Here is an 18,690-nt window from a genome sequence, read left to right on the forward strand (position 1 = left end):
CGATCAGATCAGGAACGAGATCGTATAGATCGGCTTGTTGTTATTGACGAGGACGACCTTCTTGAACGCCATCTTCAACATTCCATTCTGTCGTCGCAGTCGATAGCAACAGCGCGCCGCCCACATCGTGTCGCCACGCAGATTGGTTTCGAAGATCTGACTGTTGCATGCGACCCCGATGTCCTCGCCTTCGGACTGCAACAATTCGATATTTCCGATGATACGTGCGAGCTGTGACGGTGGTGTCTGCGAATGACGTCGGCCGGTCTTCAACTGGCGGACACGCAATGCGATACGCGATCGGTTGTCGTAGATCAGCGACATCTCGCGCTCCGGATCTGTATCGGCGCCGTTGGCCGGCACCCAATACACCGCGTCGTCAGTCCACAGGGCCTCCCACGCATCGTACTCGTGAGTGTCCTGCAGGTGCGCTTCGCGATAGAGAAACTGACTCACCCGATGATGGAGATCGGCGTCGACCTTGTCGGCGTAGCTCAGATCCCGGCCGCTCCACTGCTTCAGGATGTCCTGTGCAGGGCGTTCGCTCGTCTCGGCATCCATCAGCAGGCCTCCATCAGCGTGCGGTAGTGCTTCCAGATTTCACGTGACGGCAGATCGTCGGTCGAATGTCCGACGACGAATCCGTCGTCGTCGCGCCGCTCGCGATGCTCGCCCCGCTTCAGATAGAGATATTCGGGCGAACGGATCTCCAGCCCTCGCTGATTCCGTTCGTACATCTCGGTATCGTCCGCGAGCAGGAATCCCGCCGGGCCGACCGATCCCATCGTCTGCTGCCTGAGCCGCCGGTTGATCTCCGGCGAATCCTTGAACTGGATCGCAGTGACGTGCTGGATCGACTCCACGGCCGACACCGGTTGAATGACGAATATCTGGATCTCGGCGATGAACAGATTAGGAAAGATCATGACGTGTGGCATTCCATCGATCATGATCTGCCGGGCGCGTTTGTCGCCATAGGCGGACTTCATCTGCGCGGTGTATTCCGGCAGCTTCTCGGCCGTCGTGCCGAACCAGCTCATCGGCTGATCGCGGCGGCGGAATTCCGGCCGCGGGTCGACCTCGGTGTGGCCATTTCCAAAGCCGCGCGTGACAGCGACAGCGTCGTTGCCATACAGGCTGCCGATGGCACTGTCTGCGACCGAGAAAATCGAAGAGTGCACGAATGCCGGATGATAGCCGTCGCACTCGTTCTCCAGGATGAACTTCCAATTGGCTCGCGCGCGATGACGCAGGAAGCCGGCACTGAGATCCAGCTCGCCGGTCGGTGAGTTTTCGCAGGCTTGATCGAGCGTTCGGCGCGCACCGCCGAGATGCTCTTCGAGCGACGGTCCGTCTTGCGCCATCGAGGCGAAGACGAAGCCGCGGTAACTTGCCACGCGCGGCACCTTCGCCAGACCGAGGCCCGACTTGTCGGTTCCGGCATATCCTTCTGGGAAGGCGTAGTTCATCAGCTTGCCGTCGTTCGCGAATGTCCACGAATGATATGGGCAGGTGAACGACTTGCGATTTCCTTTGTCCTGCACACACACCGCATTGCCACGATGAGGACAGCGATTGAGAAGGAGATTGATCTCGCCGTGCTGATTGCGAACCATCAGGACGGGCATCGGTCCGATCGACTTGGTAACGAAGTCGTTGAGGTTGGGCACCTCGCTGTCATGCCCGACGTAGACCCAGGTCTTGAACCAGATCTTCTCCAGTTCCTCCTTGAAGATCGTGGCGTCGGAATAGAGAGAGCCATGGACCATTCCTGGCCGAATGAGCTTCTCCCAAGGGCTGTGCAGACCAACTTCCACCGGCGCTTCTCCCGTCTCTTCTTTATAATCCGGACAGTCGGTCTATAAATAGAATGCAAACAATTGTCAATCGCGAGCGTGACAGCAACGGTCGCAACCGGCGCTCTAAGCAGCAGCGGAGATCAAGTTCGAGATAGTTTGTGAGCACGCGCCTTGTGGCCGCGCGGCGCCCGTCCCTCGTCCTCCGGCGACCGCCCCTCCGACGTCTCGGCCAGAAAGCCGCCGAGATAGAGCCGCGCAATCCGGTCGCAAAGCTCACGAGGCTTCATCTTTCCCGCCGGCCGATACCAGAGATCGGTCCAGTTCAGCATTCCGATCAACAGCATTGCGTAGGGTGCATAAACCTCGTCTGGCAAGCCAGGATTGACGTCGCGAAGCAATCCGCCCAGCGTTCGCCTCACCTTTCGTTCCAGCCGCAAGACCTGCGCGCGCTTTTCAGTGGGCAGGAACTTGGCATCATTCATGGCGCTCACATGACGCTGACGCGATTGCGCCGATTTCGTCACGAATACGTCGATGAAGCGCTGAAGCTGTTCATCCGGAGCTCGGCTTTCGGTCAGCGCCTGATCGATCTCGGCGAGAAGACGCTCGAGATGATCGATCAGCAGCGCGAGTAGCAGATCATCCTTGGTGGGGAAGTAGTGGTACAGCATCGACTTGGTTGCGCCACATAGTTTCGCGACATCCTGCAGCTTGGCGCTCGGGTAGCCGACCTTCGCGAACAGAGCCGCGGCACTGTCGAGAATCGCTCGGTACTTGTCATCGTAGTTGTCGGCTCGAACGCGTGGCATTCCTGCCCCCTCTTGCATTTGCAATCGCAGCTTGCGGTCCGGAGCGCGTCATCTGGTGCATCGGTGAGCGCGCACCAGCGCGGCTGAACGCGTTGACATAAACCGTCCCGTCGGTCTTATATTTTGCCACAGATCAAACATGCGGGCCACTTGTCCGAATGGACGCGACATTGTCCTGCCGCGCAATCGGTGCACGAGCCAATGCCGGCGCGCCGTCAGGCGGATTTCTGATCTGCGCCACCGGCACGAAGATCGACGATCGTTCGAAACACTGAATGATCGTGGACCGAGCAAACACGGAAGGACGATGATGCAGCCCGACACCGCCGCGCCTGCTCCGGCCCACTTGGACTTTCCCTTTCCCCAGCCGCCGCAGTTTGGCGAGGTGACAGAGGTGCGTCCCGGCCTGCTCTGGCTACGTCTGCCGCTGCCGTTCCAGCTCGATCATGTGAACATCTACCTGATCCGAGATGCGGACGGCTGGGCCATCCTCGACACCGGTTTATCGGCGGACGAGGCACTCGCAGTCTGGGACGGCTATTTCGGCGGCGCATTGCGCGGATTCAAAATCACGCGGATCGTGGTCACACACCACCATCCAGACCATATCGGCCTTGCGGGATGGCTGTGCAAACGCTTTCAAGCGCCGCTCCTCACCAGCCTGTCGAGCTATATGAGCTGCCGGGTGATCTCGCTCGACCCGCAGGCTTTCGAATCGCCGGCGAACCGGCTGTTCTATGAGAGTCACGGTATGGACGACGATGCTGCGCGCATCGTCAGCACGCAGGGCCACGAGTACTTACGACAAGTGGGCCCTTTGCCCGACACGTTTCTGCGCCTGGTGATGGGGGATATGCTGACGCTCGGCGACAGAAGCTTTCGCGTGCTCACCGGCGACGGTCATTCGGCCGAGCAAGTCATGCTTTACTGCGAGAAGGACCGGCTGCTGTTCGTCGCGGATCAAGTGCTGGAGCGGATTTCGCCGAACGTCGCCGTCTGGGCCGGAGAGCCGGACGGCGATCCTCTCGGGCACTTCCTGCGCAGCCTCCGTCTGCTGGCGAGCCAGATCCCCAACGATGTCCTCGTACTTCCCGGACACCGGCGACCGTTCTACGGTCTCCATCAGCGCGCGCAGGAGTTGGTGGACCATCACGAGAACCGCTGCCGCATTCTGGCCGAAGCGTGCAGCGCCCATCAGCATTCGATTGCGGAGCTCGTTCCGCTGCTGTTCAGCCGTCCGCTGGACCCCCACCAAATGGGGTTCGCGTTCGCCGAGACGCTCGCACATGCCAATCGGCTGGTGCGACGCGGGATTCTCGACGTCGTATCACGACAGGATCGCTACGTCTTCACCGCCAGGCGCTGACCGCCAACCGATCGGGATGCGACCTCGGTAGCGGCAAGTTCGGCCAACGCCTTGTTTGCAGCCTCACGGCCCGTGAAGGCACAGGCCTGCGTGCCGCCGTCGCCATAGTCTTTCACCGCGTCGCCTACATGCCAGAGATTTGCCAGCGGGGTGTCTTGCGACAAGTCGAACCCGGCGCAGGACCGCTGTGCCGGCCACTCGCCCTTCATGACACGGACCGACAGCATCTTGGCATCTACGAATGCCGGAAACAGGTCGCGGAGATCGGCCAGTGACGCATCGATTTCAGACTGATCGTCGAAATCGCCGATTGCCGGCCGCGGAACGGCGTAGGCGACGTACTGATACCAGCCTGCCGGGGCGAGTTCGGGACAGGTCGCGGTCAATTCGCCCATGTTGCACAGCCGCCGGGTCTTTCCGAAGGTCACCAGACCGGGCACGTCGAGTAGACGCTCGCGCGTGGCAAAGTTGATGACGATGTTGGCGGCCGGCTTCGGCTGCGCCTTGGCCTGATCGATATAGGCCGTCCCCATCGCATCGGCGCCCGGCAGACAGGCCGTTGCTGCTGGACCGATATTGCTGATCACGACGCCGGGCTCAACTCGAACGGTCGAGCCCGCGCGCTCGATCGTCACCGCGACGACCCGGCCGCTGCGCACCTCGAGGCCGGTGACCGCCGCTCCGGTCCACACGTCGCCGCCGCGGCTTCGGATGCCCTCCGCCAAGTCGTTCCACAAGCCTACTGTGCCCCGTGGGCAGAATCCGAAACGTTTGAACGCTCCCTTCACCGCGAAATAAGTGAGAAAGGCGCGCGCCGGCAGTTCGTCCGCGTTGACGGCGAAGATGGCAGCGCAAAGGTTGCGGAAGATCGCATGTACCGTGGCATTGGATGTGTATTGCTCGAGCCACTGCTTGGTCGTCAGCTTGGCTTCAGGCAGATCGCCGGCGCGGGCGTCGGAGAATTTCGCCCCGATCTTCGCGGCTTGCTTGGTGAACGTGCCCAGCAGCATTCCCCAACCGCCTTTGGCGACGTTGATGACCTTGCCGTCGATGAGGAACACCGTGGCAGGATTGGGTTCACGAATATCCAGAGGGACGCCAAGCAGATCGAATGTCTCCTCGAAGACTCCGCCTCGCTCGATCGCAATCGCGCCGACATTGACGATGTGCCCGTCGATGACTTCGCTCGAGGCGCGGCCTCCCAGGCGGTCTAAACGTTCGGCAACCAGCACCGATTTGCCCGCAGCGACCAGGCGCGCTGCAGCCGTCAGGCCGCCGGCGCCGGCGCCGATCACGAGAGCATCGAAATGCAGAGCTGATGTATCACTCAAGTGAGCCTCCTGGCTGTCTTGGCCATATGGTCAGGTGCGGCCGCCATCATTCGATCTTCGCGGCCGAGCCGAGATGCGCTGCGATGAAGCGGCCGCCGGCAGCGATCGCCTCTTCCGCTTGAGGCAGATCGCGGGCGAATTGCTGAAACACATGAATCATTCCCGGCCAGATTTCGAATTGCACCGGCACTCCCTCGGCCTGCGCCAACGCCGCAAAATCGACCGTGTCGCTGACCAGCGTTTCGCGTTCGCCGACCTGAAGCAGCATCGGCGGCAATCTGCTGAGGAGTTCGCGAGGCGCCCGTAACGGCGACCATCTGGGATCATCGGTCGCGCCATCCGGCCCGAGCGCGCCTTGCGCCATCGCCTGGATGAGATGGCGCTGATGAATCGGATCGAGCTCAGCGCGCTCGGCGTAGCTCACGCCCGACGCGGTCAAATCGGTCCATGCCGACATCAGATAGGCGGCTGCGGGCCGCGGCTTTCCATCCTTCAGTCGAGACAGGATCGCTGAAACCGCAAGGCCGCCCCCCGCAGAGTCGCCTGCTACGGCCGTCTGCGTGGCGGCGAAGCCGGTCTGCTCCAGCCAATCCAGCACCGCCACGGCATCATCGATCGCCGCGGGCAACGGATGTTCGGGCGCCAACCTATAGTCGATCCCGATCACCTGCACGCCGGCCGCGGTCGCAAGCCGCGCCATCAGGTCACGGTGCGACGCCACGGAGCCGACCCGATAGCCGCCGCCGTGGAGATAGACGATGACGGCGTCAGCTCGTTGTCGTGCAGGCCTGATCCAGTGACACGGCACGCCGCCTGCGTCGACCGGCTCGACCTCTGCATCGATCTCGACATCGAACAGAGCATCCCAATCCGCGCGCATCTGCGAAACTGGAGTATCTCGGCGCCACCGCGAGTACACCCGGCGGATCCTGGCGACAACCGCATCGACCGAGTCCTGCGTCACGCGCCGCATCCCATGCCGCCGGAGACGCCGAGCGCTTCGCCGGTGATGTAGCCTGCCCTTTCAGACGCTAGAAAAGCGATGGCGGCGGCGACTTCATCGGGCGAGCCGAGACGGTCCAGCAGCGTCGCGGAGGTCATCGCCCCCATCAGTTTGTCGCCCCCTTCGGAAACCGCACGCCGAAGCAGCGGCGTGTCGATCGGACCAGGCGTCACGACATTGGCCGTCACCCCCATCGCGCCACTCTCCCGGGCGATCGACCGCGTGAAGGCGATCACTCCGCCCTTCGCCGCGGCGTAAACCGCCCCGCCACGCGATCCGAGGCGACCGGCCTCCGACGCCACGTTGATGATGCGGCCGTAGCGGCGCTCCTGCATCGACGGCAGCACAGCATGCGTCGTGTTGAGCACCGCGATCAGGTTTACGGCGATCAGCTTGGCCCACTCCTGCGGGCTGGTTCGCGTGAAGAAGGCGTGCTGATCGACGCCCGCGCTGTTGACCAGAATGTCGAACGGTCCGCGGGTCGCGATGGTCTCGCGGACCGCCGCGTAGTTCGTCAGATCGGCCGTCAGAAAGCAGGCACCGATCTCTTCGGCCACGCGCCGGCCACCGCTCTGATCAAGGTCGACGATCGTCACCGCGACGCCATCCGCCGCCAAGTGCGACGCCGCGGCGGCACCGATGCCACTTGCGCCGCCCGCCACTAGTGCGTGTCGCTTGGTCTGCACCGTCATCGTTCAGCGTCCGGTGAACTTCGGGCTGCGCTTTTCGATCACGGCCGAGAGACCTTCACGAGCATCGGCCATCCCGGACAGCACTTCCTGAGCTTGGTTTTCCTCCGGCATGGCAGCTTCGACGCCTTCTCCAAGACCATTCCAGAGCAAGCGTTTCGTGTTCGCCAGCGCAGCCGGGGCACCGCCGGCAAGCGTGCGCGCCAAGGCCCATGCCTGATCGAGCAACTCGGCATCCGGCACGACGCGCGTGATCAAGCCGATGTCACGGGCCTGTGGCGCATCGAGCACCGGATTGAGCATCAGGATCTCCATCGCGCGCCGGAAGCCGACGAGCTGCGTCAGCGTCACCGTCACGCCGGCGTCCGGAACCATCGCAACCCGCGTCGCGCCGGCGATGAATTTTGCGGACTCGGCGGCCACGACGAAATCGGATGCACATACCAGCCCCATGCCTCCGCCGCCTGCAGCGTATCCCTGCACGGCAGTCACGACCGGCGCCTTCAGACGGATCAAGCTACTTGCAACCATGCCGAGATAAGCCGTCGCCACTCGAATGTAGGCAGGCAATTCCGTGCCCTTGGCGAGGAAGGTGTGAACGTCGCCGCCCGCGCAGAAATTAGCGCCCTCGCCCGTCAGCAGAACGACGCGCACACGGTCGTCGCCATGGAGCAGCATGATCGTCTGATGAAGCGCAGTGAGCAGCTCGATGTTCAGCCCGTTGGCGGATTCGGGTCGGTTCAACCGGACATGGGCAACGCCGTCGGGATGGAGCTCCGCTGTGACTGGTCCCGTGGCGACCAGCAGCGATGTGGCGACCGTCGTCTCGTGTTCGGTCTGCATCGGCTCCTCCCTTTTCAGCATTGTCGCCACTCTTGTGAGTGGTCGTCGCGGCAGTGGTCACACCAGATCCGCGCCATCAATAAATAGACCGACCAGTCGGATTATGTCAATCGCAACCGCGGTTGCGCCGACGATCACAACCGGCGCAGCAGAACACGACGGATCACATCCGCTTGGCGACCTCCTCGAGCATGACCTCGGTCGCGCCGCCGCCGATCGTCAAAATCCGCGCGTCACGCACCATCCGCTCGATCGGAGTTCCTGACATGTAGCCGATGCCACCGTGAAGCTGCAGGCAAGTGTGCACCACTTCCTGCAGCGTCTCGCCGGCAAGCGCCTTCAACATGGAGACTTCGCGGACGACGTCCTGCCCGTCGTCGATCATCGTCGCGCATTGGTAGGTGAGAGCCCGGACACCGGCGGCCTTCGCAGCCACCCAAGCCATCTTGTTGCGAACCACCGGTTGATCCCAAAGCGACTTCCCGAACGCCTTTCGTTGACGAAGATAGTCCAACGTGAGTTGGATCGCCTTCGCACAGGCGCCCGAGACGAGCCCGCCGATCACGAGGCGCTCGTTCTGGAACGTGCCCATAATGTAGTAGAAGCCCTTGCCCTCTTCGCCCAGAAGCGCGTCCTCGGGGACCAGCATGTCCTGAAAAAACAGTTCCGCCGTGTCGGAGCTGAGCCAGCCGTGCTTCCGCAACTTTCCGGATACCGACAGCCCTTTCGTGCCGCGCTCCACGACGAACAAAGAGATGCCGCGCGCGCCCGCCGCATCCGGATCGGTACGCGCTGCGACGATGTAAATGTCGCCGAGAACGCCGTTGGTAATGAAAGTCTTCGACCCGTTGATCAACCACCCGCCATCGACCCGCGTCGCACGGGTCTTGAGGCCGGCAACGTCGGAGCCGGCATGCGGCTCGGTCACGCAGATGACACCGACCTTTTCACCGGCACAGGCTGGCGGGAGATAGCGCTCCTTCTGCTGTTCGCTGCCGCGATACGCGATGTGCGAGATCGACATGTCCGAATGCACCGTCAACGCGCTCGCGACTCCGCCGAACGACGAGCGAGACAGCTCCTCCGCCAAAATCACGGACGACAATGCCCCCATGCCGCCGCCGCCATATTCGGTCGGATGCCGCATCCCGAGAAAGCCGAGCTTTCCCATCTCACGAAAGATCTCGCGCGGAATCTCGCCGGCCTCTTCCCACGACTGAGCCACCGGCGAAATCCGCTCGTCCACATACCGGCGGAGCTGAGCTCTCACGAGCGCCAGATCCCCTTCCGGCAAAGCTGGCTCGGCGAATTCGAACATCTTGCGGTCTCCCATGCGCGATCGGCCGAATTAATAGACCGACGAGTCGGTTTATATTTTAGGCAGACACGCGACGCAATGACAATGAGCTGCTGAGGGTTTGGAGGGCTCACGGAATCTCCGCCGGAGCCAAACGATAGCCCCCCAAGGCGAAGGCCAACGTCCAAACGCTGGCCGCAATGGCCAGCACCATGCTTTTTCGGAAGCGAACGAGATCGTCCAAAAGAGGGCCAACCTCGACTGCATACCCGACGTTCTCGGACAGCTCGCGGCCACGCCCGAGCTCGTCTGCATCGAGGAAGAGAGCGGTGACATCCACCGCGTCGCCGACGTTGACAATGGCTACGGCGACCGCTTCTCGGTGTTCTGCGGCGCCCACCATCTCAAGCGTTGCATTGATTGACGGAAGCGAACTTGGCCCTTGCCACGGGTCCAAAAGTCATCATCCTGATGAGCCCGACAAAGCCGGGCGTGTCGAAGGATGAGGGGGCCGCATCACCTGCGGCGCGTGGTTCAAGACGGCGCTGTGCGCCTCCTCACCATGAGGCAGCACCTGTTGCGAGCCCCCAGGCACGGCCCCGATGCCATCAAGCGCAGGACTTCTCTAACCCTGGGAAACTCAGCGCTGGGCATTAACCGCCGGGTGTCGGGAATGACCGACGCAGGGCCCGATGAATGCGTGCGGCTGTTCAAAAGGCCGCAGCTTAAGCGCTGCGGCAACCTGTCCGTTACGCCCGCGCCGCGATGTCGCCCCGCTCCCACCCGGCGCGGGTGCTGAGCCTGAACTCTTCGAACTGACCCGCGGCGATCGCGGCGCGGATGTCGCGCATCAACCGTTGATAGTAAGCGGTATTGATCTCCGACAGCAGCATTGCGCCAAGGGTTTCGCTCGACTTCACCAGATGATGCAGATAGGCTCGCGAGTAGTTGCGGGTCGACGGCCAGTCGCTCTCTTCGTCGAGCGGCCGCGGATCGTCGGCATGCTTGGCGTTGCGCAGGTTGATCGGGCCGTATTGCGTGAACGCCAGGCCGTGGCGACCATTGCGGGTCGGCATCACGCAGTCGAACATGTCGATGCCGCGCGCCACCGCTTCCAGAATATCCTCGGGCGTGCCGACGCCCATCAGATAGCGCGGCCGGTCCGTTGGCAGGATCGGCGCCGCCTCCTCGATCATCTCCAGCATCACCTCCTGCGGTTCGCCGACCGCAAGGCCGCCGATCGCATAGCCGTGGAAGCCGATGTCGATCAATCCCCGCGCCGAGGCGTGGCGAAGCGCAGGCACGTCGCCGCCCTGCACGATGCCGAACAGCATGTAGCCGTCCGGCGCGGTCTCGAACGCGCGCTTGCAGCGCTCGGCCCAGCGCAGCGACAACTGCATCGCCCGTTCGATGTCGGCGTGGTCCGCCGGCAGCCGCACGCATTCGTCGAGCTGCATCGCGATGTCGGAGCCGAGCAGACGCTGCACCTCGATCGCGCGTTCCGGCGACAATTCGATCGCTGCGCCGTCGATGTGCGAGCGGAACGTCACCGCCTGTTCGTTGACCTTGCGCAGCTGCGCCAGCGACATCACCTGGAAGCCGCCGGAGTCGGTCAGCATCGGGCCGTTCCATGTGGTGAAGCGCTGCAAGCCGCCAAGCGCCGCGATCCGCTCGGCGCCGGGCCGCAGCATCAGGTGATAGGTGTTGCCGAGCACAATATCTGCGCCGGCGTCGCGGACTTCGCGCCAGTGCAGGCCCTTCATGGCGCCTGCGGTGCCGACCGGCATGAAGGCCGGGGTGCGAACGACGCCATGCGGCGTGGTGAGCCGGCCGGTGCGCGCGGCGCCGTCGGTCCCGAGCAGTTCGAAGTGATTGGGCACGGTCATGGGGTGATGTCGTTCCGGAACAGCAGGCTGGCGTCGCCGTAGGAGTAGAACCGATAACCGGTCCGAATGGCGTGGGCGTAGGCCGCCTGCATGGTGTCGAGGCCGCAGAACGCCGACACCAGCATGAACAGCGTCGACCGCGGCAGGTGGAAATTGGTCATCAGCACGTCGACGGCACGGAAGCGATAGCCCGGCGTGATGAAGATGGAGGTCTCGTCGGCGAACGGCGCGATGCGGCCGTCATCGCGCGCCGCACTTTCCAACAAGCGCAGCGAGGTAGTCCCGACTGCAACGATCCGGCCTCCCGCCGCACGCGCTGCGTTCAGCGCATCCGCGGTGCCGGAGCTGATCGTGCCCCATTCGGCGTGCATGCGATGCTCGCTGGTGTCCTCGGCCTTCACCGGCAGGAACGTCCCCGCCCCGACATGCAGCGTGATCCGGTGCAGCCCGACGCCCCGCGCAGCCAGCGCAGCTTCGAGATCGGCGGTGAAATGCAGCCCCGCGGTCGGCGCCGCGACAGCTCCCTCATTGGCGGCGAACATCGTCTGATAATCGGCGACGTCCTGCGAGTCGGGCGCGCGCTTGGAGGCGATGTAGGGCGGCAGCGGCGTGGCGCCGATCTCCGCGATCGCCTGGTCGAGCACCGGGCCGTGGAACGAGAACGCGAGCGTGATCTCGCCGGCCTCGCCCTTGGCTTCGACGGTCGCGTCGAGATGACCGAGCAGACAGACCCGGCCGTCGTGACCGAAGCGCACGACATCGCCCGGCAGCAGCTTCTTGGCGGGTTTGACCAGCGCCTGCCAGCGCCCGCCGTCGAGCCGTTTGATCAGCGTCGCTTCGATCTTCGGCTCAGGGCCGCGGCCGATCCGGCGGCCAATCAGATGCGCTGCGATCACCCGGGTGTCATTGACCACGAGTTGATCGCCGGGCGCCAGCAGCGACGGCAGATCGCGCACAATCCGATCCTCGAGCGGCGCACCCGGGCGCACCACCAGCATCCGCGCGGCATCGCGCGGGCTCACCGGCCGCAGTGCGATGTTCTCGGCAGGCAGATCGAAGTCGAACAGATCGGTGCGCATACGGTACCCGTCATCGCCGGACTTGATCCGGCGATCCATCCTCTTCGAAAGATGGATGCCCGGGTCAAGCCCGGGCATGACACCTTCATTGTAGTGATGTCAGCCTTAGTTGGCTGACGCGAGCGACGCTTAGGCAGCGTCGGCCGCGATGGTCGCCTTGACGATCTTGTCCGGATCCTTGACCGGCTCGCCGCGCTTGATCTTGTCGACGTTCTCCATGCCTTCGATCACCTTGCCCCAGACAGTGTACTGCTTGTCCAGGAAGCGGGCGTCGTCGAAGCAGATGAAGAACTGGCTGTCGCCAGAGTCCGGATTGGCGGCGCGGGCCATCGAGGCGGTGCCGCGGACGTGCGGCTCGGCGTTGAACTCGGCCTTCAGCTTCGTGCCGGACCCGCCCATGCCGGTGCCCTGCGGGCAGCCGGTCTGCGCCATGAAGCCTTCGATCACGCGGTGGAACACGATGCCGTCGTAGAAGCCATCGCGCACCAGCTCCTTGATCCGGGCGACGTGGTTCGGCGCCAGATCCGGGCGCATCTCGATCTTCACGGTGCCCTGGGTGGTCTCGAGGATCAGGATGTTGTCGTTATCAGCCATGCTCTCTTCTCTGTTGCTCTGGGACTTTGCCTGCGGTCGTCGAACCGCAGCGTGAACGGACGTCCGGCGACGGCGCCCCCCATCGAGGGCGTGAACGGCAGCGGCGTGCACCGCTGCAGCGTCTCCATCACCGCGACGCGATAGGCCAGGCTGTCGTCCCGGCCGGCCTCCGGGCTTTCAAAGGTGATCCGCGGCTTGCCGAGGATCTCGCCATCGCGCTTGAAGCTGACCTTCACCGTGATCTGCCTTCCGGGATCACCGGCCGGCAGATGCGGCGGACGCCAGCATTGCTTCAACGCCGAAAACAATGCGTTGAGATTTTCGATCGGCGCTTTCTGTGCCAACGAGGGGCGATCGGTGACACCGATCGCTACGGCGACCAACGCTACCGCAACGGCACTCCGCCGGCGCGGCAGCATTGAGGTCGATTATTTGACGTCGGAGGCAACCTGGACCTTCACCATCTTGTCCGGATCGGTCACCGCGCCGCCGGGCGAGGTCGGAGAGGCCTTCTTCAGTTTGTCGACCACATCCATGCCGGACACGACATTGCCGATCACGGTGTACTGACCGTTCAGGCTCGGGCCGTCGGCGAACATGATGAAGAACTGCGAGTTGGCGCTGTCGACGCTGTCGCCGCGCCGGGCCATGCCGACGACCCCGCGGGTGAACGGCACGTTGGAGAATTCCTGCTTCAGGTTCGGGTACTTTGAACCGCCGGTGCCGTTGAAGTTCTGGCCGTCGCCGGTCTGCGCCATGAAGCCGCCCATCACGCGGTGGAACGGCACGTTGTTGTAGAATCCTTCGCGGGCGAGCTGCTTCAGCCGCTCGGCGTGCTTGGGCGCAATGTCGGCACGCAGCGCGATCACGATACGGCCCTTGGTGGTGTCGATGACGAGCGCGTTCTGCTTGTCGAGATTGGCGGGAAGCGGCTGCGCCAGCGCCGGCAGCGCGAACAGCAGCGCTGCGAAGATGCCGATCAGACGGGTCATGTAAACTCCGGGTCGGTTAAGCCGGCTAGCCGGCGGCAAACTTGGATGTCAGGGCGGCAGCAACTTCAGCCGGAACGAAGGCCGAGACGTCGCCGCCCATCTTCGCGATCTGCCGCACCAGTGTGGCGGTGATCGGGCGCACGCCGACTGAAGCCGGCAGGAAGACGGTATGGATTGCCGGCGCCATGGTCTCGTTCATGCCGGCGATCTGCATTTCGTAGTCGAGATCGGTGCCATCGCGGAGACCACGGATCATGAGGGTGGCGCCCACCTTCTCGGCCGCGGTCACCGTGAGATTGTCGTAGGTGGTGCAGCCGAACTCGCAGCCGGCCGCCTTGGCGACTGGGCCGAACACCCGTTCGACCATCGCGAGGCGCTCCTCGGTGGTGAACAACGGCGTTTTGCCGGGGTGGATGCCGATCGCCACGACGAGCTTGTCGCACAGCGCCACGGCGTGGCGGACGACGTCGAGATGGCCATTGGTGACGGGATCGAATGAACCCGGATAAAGCGCGATGCGTGACATTCGGCCCGTCTAGCGCGGCGCGCCGGATGGAGCAAGCGGCGGTGGTTCCTTCAAAACCGCGCCGAAGCGGCCGATTTATTTCGCGCTGCGAACCGAACCGGATCGCAGGTTCGCGCGTCTTCTGAATGGTAACGCGAGGCGACTGAAAACACTCACGTTTTTACCGGATTGTTTCGTGTGGCCGAAAGCCAAGAAACAAAAGCAAGGCGCATGAAACCTGAATTGCGCTGCGAAGAAGACGTTCTGAAACGGGCGCTGGTTAGACCAGCCTCATTGGGAAGCGACAAAGCAATCCAGGCCGAAACGGCCGGACATCGAAAAACAGGGGACACCGCCATGATCAAGGCTCTTTCCGTGATCGCAATCGCCGCCTTCGCGGCTGCGGCCGTCACTATTCTTCCGGGCTTTGCCCCTCAGGTCGAGGCCAGCGTTCCCCAGGCTCTGGCCAAGGGTGACCGGCTCGACATCCGCCCGCTTGGAACCGCCTGCTCGGAGCAGGCTTGGCCGAATTTCGAACCGTCCTGCCTGCGCAACGCCAATTCCAGCCACGCGCCGATCGGTCAGGCCCGGTTGGTGACCGCGGAACGCAATTAAGGTTTTGGCGTTATCCAGACGCTAGGTTCAAGCAAAGCGCTTCCCTCCAAGGGCGCTCTGTACCGAAGACCCCCGAGTTGCCCCCTCGGGGGTCTTTCGATTCTGGGGCCAGCCATCGCGAGATGCGTTGGATCACCATCATGGAACCGGTAGCATGGTCACGCGATGCAATGGTCCGAACAAGTTATCGATTGGCGCGCCGATGGTCGGCTGGTGCAGCTCGGCGTAACCCGGTGCGGATCCGGGCCGCCCCTGTTGCTGCTGCCCGCACTCAGTTCGATTTCGACCCGTCGCGAAATGCGTGCCCTTCAAAGTCGGCTCGGTGCGCATTTTTCAACCACGTCGATCGACTGGCCCGGCTTCGGCGATCTGCCGCGTCCGAAGGTGGACTGGCGCCCAGCTCTCTACGCTGAATTTCTGCAGTTCGTGCTGACTTCAGTCACGAAGCCCGACGTCACCGTGGCCGCAGGACACGCTGCGGGTTACGCGCTGGCACAAGCTGCCGATCGTCCAGGCTCGCTCGGCCGCCTCGGCCTGCTGGCGCCGACCTGGCGCGGGCCGCTGCCGACCATGGCCGGCAAACGAATGCCGCTGTTCGGCAGGCTGGCCAAGGCCGTAGACCTGCCGGTCGCAGGCGCTGCGTTCTATGGGCTCAACGTCAACCGGCCGGTGATCGGCATGATGGCGCGCGGACATGTCTACGTCGATCCGGCATGGCTCACCGGCGAAAGGATGGCGGATAAGCGCCGGGTCACCGAAGCTCGCGGTGCACGCCATGCGTCGTTCCGCTTCGTCACCGGCGAGCTCGACTTGTTCACGACGCGCGACGATTACCTGGCCGCCGCACGGCGCGTACCAGGAAAGATCCTGCTGCTGTATGGCGAGGCCACTCCGCGCAAATCGAAGGCCGAGATGGCCGCTCTTGCGACGCTGGACAACGTCAGCACCACCGTGCTGACGCGAGGTAAGCTGTCGTTCTACGAGGAATTTCCCGACGACACCGCGAAGGCGCTGCTGAGCGCCCTCGCCTCGCGTGAGCTTAGCGGCAAAGCGGACTAAACGCCGTTGCCGTTCTCGCCGTCGTCGGTCTCCGGGATGCGCTCGACCGAAACGACCTTCTCGTCGTCTGCGGTGTCGAACACGATCACGCCCTGGGTCGAGCGGCCGGCGACCCGGATGCCTTCGACCGGGCAACGGATGAGCTGACCATTGTCGGTCACCAGCATGATCTGGTCGGAATCCTCGACCGGGAACGACGCCACCAGCTTGCCGTTGCGGCCGTTCACCGACATCGCCACGATGCCTTTGCCGCCGCGCCCGGTGGTGCGGTACTCGAACGACGAGGTCCGCTTGCCGTAGCCGTTCTCCGAGATCGTCAGCACGAACTGCTCCGACGCCGACATCTCGGCGTAACGCTCCTGAGACAGCGCCGCAGACGTATCGCCCTCCTCGGCCTCGACCTCGGGTGCCTCGATCGGCTCGTTCTCTTCGCCGGTCGCGGCGCGGCGAATCGCACCGGACTGCTTCAGATAGGTCGAGCGCTCCGCAGGCGTCGCTTCGAAGTGACGCAAAATGCAGAGCGAGATCACCTTGTCGCCCGAAGACAACGCGATACCGCGCACGCCCATCGATGTGCGACCGCTGAACACGCGGACATCCGGCACCGGGAAGCGGATGCACTGGCCGCCGGCGGCGGTCAGCAGCACGTCGTCGCGCTCGGTGCAGATCTGCACGTCGACGATCGCCTCGCCGGCGTCGAGCTTCATCGCGATGATGCCGGAACGGCGCACGTCGACGAAATCAGACAGCTTGTTGCGGCGGACGTTGCCGCCGGTGGTGGCGAACATCACGTCGAGTTCGCTCCAGGAGGCTTCGTCCTCGGGCAGCGGCATGATCGTGGTGATGCGCTCGCCCTGCTCGAGGGGAAGAATGTTGATCAGCGCCTTGCCGCGGCCGTTCGGCGGCGCCAGCGGCAGCCGCCAGACCTTCTCCTTGTAAACTTGGCCGCGTGACGAGAAGAACAGAACCGGCGTGTGGGTCGAGGCGACGAACAGCCGGCTGACGAAATCCTCGTCACGGGTCGCCATGCCGGACCGGCCCTTGCCGCCGCGGCGCTGCGCCCGGTAGGTCGACAGCGGCACCCGCTTGATGTAGCCGGCGTGCGACACGGTCACCACCATGTCCTCGCGCTGGATCAGGTCTTCGTCTTCGACCTCGCCTTCCTGCTCGACGATCTCGGTCCGTCGCGGCGTTGCGAACTCGGCCTTGACCTCGCCGAGCTCGGTCTTGACGATCGTCTGCACCCGCGCCCGCGAGCGCAGGATTTCCAGATAGTCGGCGATTTCGACCGCGAGCTTGTCGAGCTCTTCGGAAATCTCGTCGCGTCCCAGCGCGGTGAGGCGCTGCAGCCGCAGATCGAGGATCGCCTTGGCCTGCTCGAACGACAGCCTCGCGGTGCCGTCCGGGTTGAGCTTGTGGCGCGGATCGTCGATCAGCGTGATCATTGCCGCGACATCGGCCGCCGGCCAGTCGCGCGACATCAGGGTTTCTCGCGCCGTGTTCGGATCGGGCGAGTTACGGATCACACGAATGATTTCGTCAATATTCGCCACCGCGATCGCGAGGCCGACCAAAATATGGGCGCGGTCGCGCGCCTTGTTGAGCAGGAATTTGGTGCGGCGGGTGACGACCTGTTCACGGAACGCGACGAAGACCGTCAGCAGATCCTTGAGGTTCATCAATTGCGGCCGGCCGCCTTCCAGCGCCACCATGTTGGCGCCGAAATTGGTCTGCAGCGGCGTGAACTTGTAGAGCTGATTGAGCACCACTTCCGGCACGGCGTCGCGGCGCAGCTCGATCACCACGCGGAAGCCGTCGCGGTCGGACTCGTCGCGCAGGTCGGAGATGCCCTCGATCTTCTTCTCGCGCACCAGCTCGGCGATGCGCTCGACCATCGTGGCCTTGTTCACCTGATACGGAATCTCGGTGACGATGATCGCTTCGCGGTCCTTGCGGACGGTCTCGATCTCGACCTTGCCACGCATCACGATCGAACCGCGGCCGGTCTGATAAGCGGAGCGAATGCCGGCGCGGCCGAGAATGATGCCGCCGGTCGGGAAGTCCGGACCCGGCACGATCTTGTTGAGGTCGTCGATCGACAGCGCCGGATCGTCGATCAGCGCGACACAGGCGTCGATCACCTCGCCGAGATTGTGCGGCGGGATGTTGGTGGCCATGCCGACCGCGATGCCGCCGGCGCCGTTCACCAAAAGGTTCGGGAATTTGGCAGGAAGAACCTGCGGCTCCCGTTCCGAATTGTCGTAGTTCGGCTGGAAGTCGACGGTGTCCTTGTCGATATCGTCGAGCAGCGTCTGCGCGATCTTGGTCAGGCGGGATTCGGTGTACCGCATCGCCGCCGGCATATCGCCGTCGACCGAACCGAAATTGCCCTGACCGTCGATCAGCGGCACCCGCATCGAGAAGTCTTGCGCCATGCGCACCAGCGCGTCGTACACCGACTGGTCGCCGTGCGGGTGATACTTACCGATAACGTCGCCGACGGTTCGCGCCGACTTGCGATACGGCTTGTTCCACTCGAAACCGTTCTCGTACATGCCGTAGAGAATACGGCGATGCACCGGTTTCAACCCGTCGCGCGCATCCGGCAGCGCTCGCGCCACGATCACGCTCATCGCGTAATCGAGATAGCTGCGCTTCATCTCGTCGAGAATGGATACGGGGCGAATATCCGAGGGCGCCTGCGGCTCCCCGGGCTTCTCGTCGTCTTTGTCGGACAAGGGTGAATTCCGGTCAGAATCTGATCGGATTCGTATAGCGTATCGGGGTGTTGTGAACCACCCTTTCGGACGCTGTTTTCGAAGG

The 18,690-nt window shown here is 63.6% G+C and carries 19 protein-coding genes; 3 read left to right on the top strand and 16 right to left on the bottom strand.

Going from position 1 to position 18,690, the window contains the following annotated elements; genetic code table 11:
- Positions 1 to 3 precede the first annotated feature (3 nt).
- The 3 genes from DY468_RS13145 to DY468_RS13155 form a co-directional block, all read right to left on the bottom strand.
- Positions 4 to 561, bottom strand: coding sequence for an aromatic-ring-hydroxylating dioxygenase subunit beta (locus DY468_RS13145; RefSeq protein WP_164605250.1), 558 nt, complete (start codon positions 559 to 561; stop codon positions 4 to 6).
- On the bottom strand, positions 561 to 1,769 hold the full coding sequence (locus tag DY468_RS13150; protein ID WP_164605251.1) for an aromatic ring-hydroxylating oxygenase subunit alpha: 1,209 nt from the start codon (positions 1,767 to 1,769) through the stop codon (positions 561 to 563). Before DY468_RS13150 ends, DY468_RS13145 begins: the two co-directional genes overlap by 1 nt.
- Positions 1,770 to 1,939: 170 nt before the next feature.
- Positions 1,940 to 2,626, bottom strand: coding sequence for a TetR/AcrR family transcriptional regulator (locus tag DY468_RS13155; protein WP_164605252.1), 687 nt, complete (start codon positions 2,624 to 2,626; stop codon positions 1,940 to 1,942).
- Positions 2,627 to 2,915: 289 nt separating this feature from the next.
- On the opposite strand from DY468_RS13155, the gene DY468_RS13160 reads away from it, so the two are divergent.
- Positions 2,916 to 3,974 (top strand): MBL fold metallo-hydrolase, encoded by a 1,059-nt coding sequence (locus tag DY468_RS13160; RefSeq protein WP_246700969.1) that lies wholly within the window; start codon positions 2,916 to 2,918, stop codon positions 3,972 to 3,974.
- Here the strand turns inward: DY468_RS13160 and DY468_RS13165 are convergent.
- The 12 genes from DY468_RS13165 to coaD all read right to left on the bottom strand — a co-directional run bounded on the left by DY468_RS13165 (position 3,950) and on the right by coaD (position 14,214).
- Positions 3,950 to 5,305: a phytoene desaturase family protein gene (locus DY468_RS13165; RefSeq protein ID WP_246700970.1), complete on the bottom strand. Its 1,356-nt coding sequence runs from the start codon at positions 5,303 to 5,305 to the stop codon at positions 3,950 to 3,952. The genes DY468_RS13160 and DY468_RS13165 overlap by 25 nt on opposite strands.
- A 46-nt stretch (positions 5,306 to 5,351) precedes the next feature.
- Positions 5,352 to 6,269 carry an alpha/beta hydrolase gene (locus tag DY468_RS13170; protein ID WP_349644276.1) on the bottom strand — a complete coding sequence of 306 codons (918 nt, stop codon included), beginning with the start codon at positions 6,267 to 6,269 and terminating at the stop codon, positions 5,352 to 5,354.
- Complete coding sequence (locus DY468_RS13175; protein WP_164605254.1) at positions 6,266 to 7,000, bottom strand: SDR family NAD(P)-dependent oxidoreductase; 735 nt, start codon at positions 6,998 to 7,000, stop codon at positions 6,266 to 6,268. The genes DY468_RS13170 and DY468_RS13175 overlap by 4 nt, the downstream gene beginning before the upstream one ends.
- A 3-nt stretch (positions 7,001 to 7,003) precedes the next feature.
- Entirely contained in the window at positions 7,004 to 7,840 is an 837-nt protein-coding gene (locus tag DY468_RS13180; protein ID WP_164605255.1) for an enoyl-CoA hydratase/isomerase family protein, read from the bottom strand.
- A gap of 163 nt (positions 7,841 to 8,003) precedes the next feature.
- Entirely contained in the window at positions 8,004 to 9,158 is a 1,155-nt protein-coding gene (locus tag DY468_RS13185) for an acyl-CoA dehydrogenase family protein (protein ID WP_246700971.1), read from the bottom strand.
- A 109-nt stretch (positions 9,159 to 9,267) separates the two neighbouring features.
- Positions 9,268 to 9,594, bottom strand: a complete 327-nt coding sequence (locus DY468_RS13190; RefSeq protein ID WP_164605257.1) for a hypothetical protein — start codon at positions 9,592 to 9,594, stop codon at positions 9,268 to 9,270.
- A gap of 292 nt (positions 9,595 to 9,886) precedes the next feature.
- Positions 9,887 to 11,023 carry a tRNA guanosine(34) transglycosylase Tgt gene (gene tgt, locus DY468_RS13195; RefSeq protein ID WP_164605258.1) on the bottom strand — a complete coding sequence of 379 codons (1,137 nt, stop codon included), beginning with the start codon at positions 11,021 to 11,023 and terminating at the stop codon, positions 9,887 to 9,889.
- Positions 11,020 to 12,102, bottom strand: a complete 1,083-nt coding sequence (gene queA / locus DY468_RS13200; protein ID WP_164605259.1) for a tRNA preQ1(34) S-adenosylmethionine ribosyltransferase-isomerase QueA — start codon at positions 12,100 to 12,102, stop codon at positions 11,020 to 11,022. The genes tgt and queA overlap by 4 nt, the downstream gene beginning before the upstream one ends.
- A 129-nt stretch (positions 12,103 to 12,231) precedes the next feature.
- A complete protein-coding gene (locus tag DY468_RS13205; protein WP_164605260.1) occupies positions 12,232 to 12,696 on the bottom strand; it encodes a peptidylprolyl isomerase in 465 nt (154 codons plus the stop codon).
- On the bottom strand, positions 12,672 to 13,115 hold the full coding sequence (locus DY468_RS13210) for a UCP034077 family protein (RefSeq protein WP_164605261.1): 444 nt from the start codon (positions 13,113 to 13,115) through the stop codon (positions 12,672 to 12,674). The genes DY468_RS13205 and DY468_RS13210 overlap by 25 nt, the downstream gene beginning before the upstream one ends.
- A gap of 9 nt (positions 13,116 to 13,124) precedes the next feature.
- Positions 13,125 to 13,688 (bottom strand): peptidylprolyl isomerase, encoded by a 564-nt coding sequence (locus tag DY468_RS13215; protein WP_164605262.1) that lies wholly within the window; start codon positions 13,686 to 13,688, stop codon positions 13,125 to 13,127.
- A gap of 25 nt (positions 13,689 to 13,713) precedes the next feature.
- Positions 13,714 to 14,214: a pantetheine-phosphate adenylyltransferase gene (gene coaD, locus DY468_RS13220; protein WP_164605263.1), complete on the bottom strand. Its 501-nt coding sequence runs from the start codon at positions 14,212 to 14,214 to the stop codon at positions 13,714 to 13,716.
- A gap of 336 nt (positions 14,215 to 14,550) precedes the next feature.
- On the opposite strand from coaD, the gene DY468_RS13225 reads away from it, so the two are divergent.
- Positions 14,551 to 14,808, top strand: a complete 258-nt coding sequence (locus DY468_RS13225; RefSeq protein WP_164605280.1) for a hypothetical protein — start codon at positions 14,551 to 14,553, stop codon at positions 14,806 to 14,808.
- Positions 14,809 to 14,973: 165 nt separating this feature from the next.
- Entirely contained in the window at positions 14,974 to 15,867 is an 894-nt protein-coding gene (locus tag DY468_RS13230; RefSeq protein ID WP_164605264.1) for an alpha/beta fold hydrolase, read from the top strand.
- Here the strand turns inward: DY468_RS13230 and gyrA are convergent.
- Entirely contained in the window at positions 15,864 to 18,605 is a 2,742-nt protein-coding gene (gene gyrA, locus DY468_RS13235) for a DNA gyrase subunit A (RefSeq protein WP_164605265.1), read from the bottom strand. The genes DY468_RS13230 and gyrA overlap by 4 nt on opposite strands.
- Between the last annotated feature and the right edge of the window lie 85 nt (positions 18,606 to 18,690).

Source organism: Rhodopseudomonas sp. BR0M22 (assembly GCF_010907035.1).
Classification (GTDB): Bacteria; Pseudomonadota; Alphaproteobacteria; order Rhizobiales; family Xanthobacteraceae; genus Rhodopseudomonas.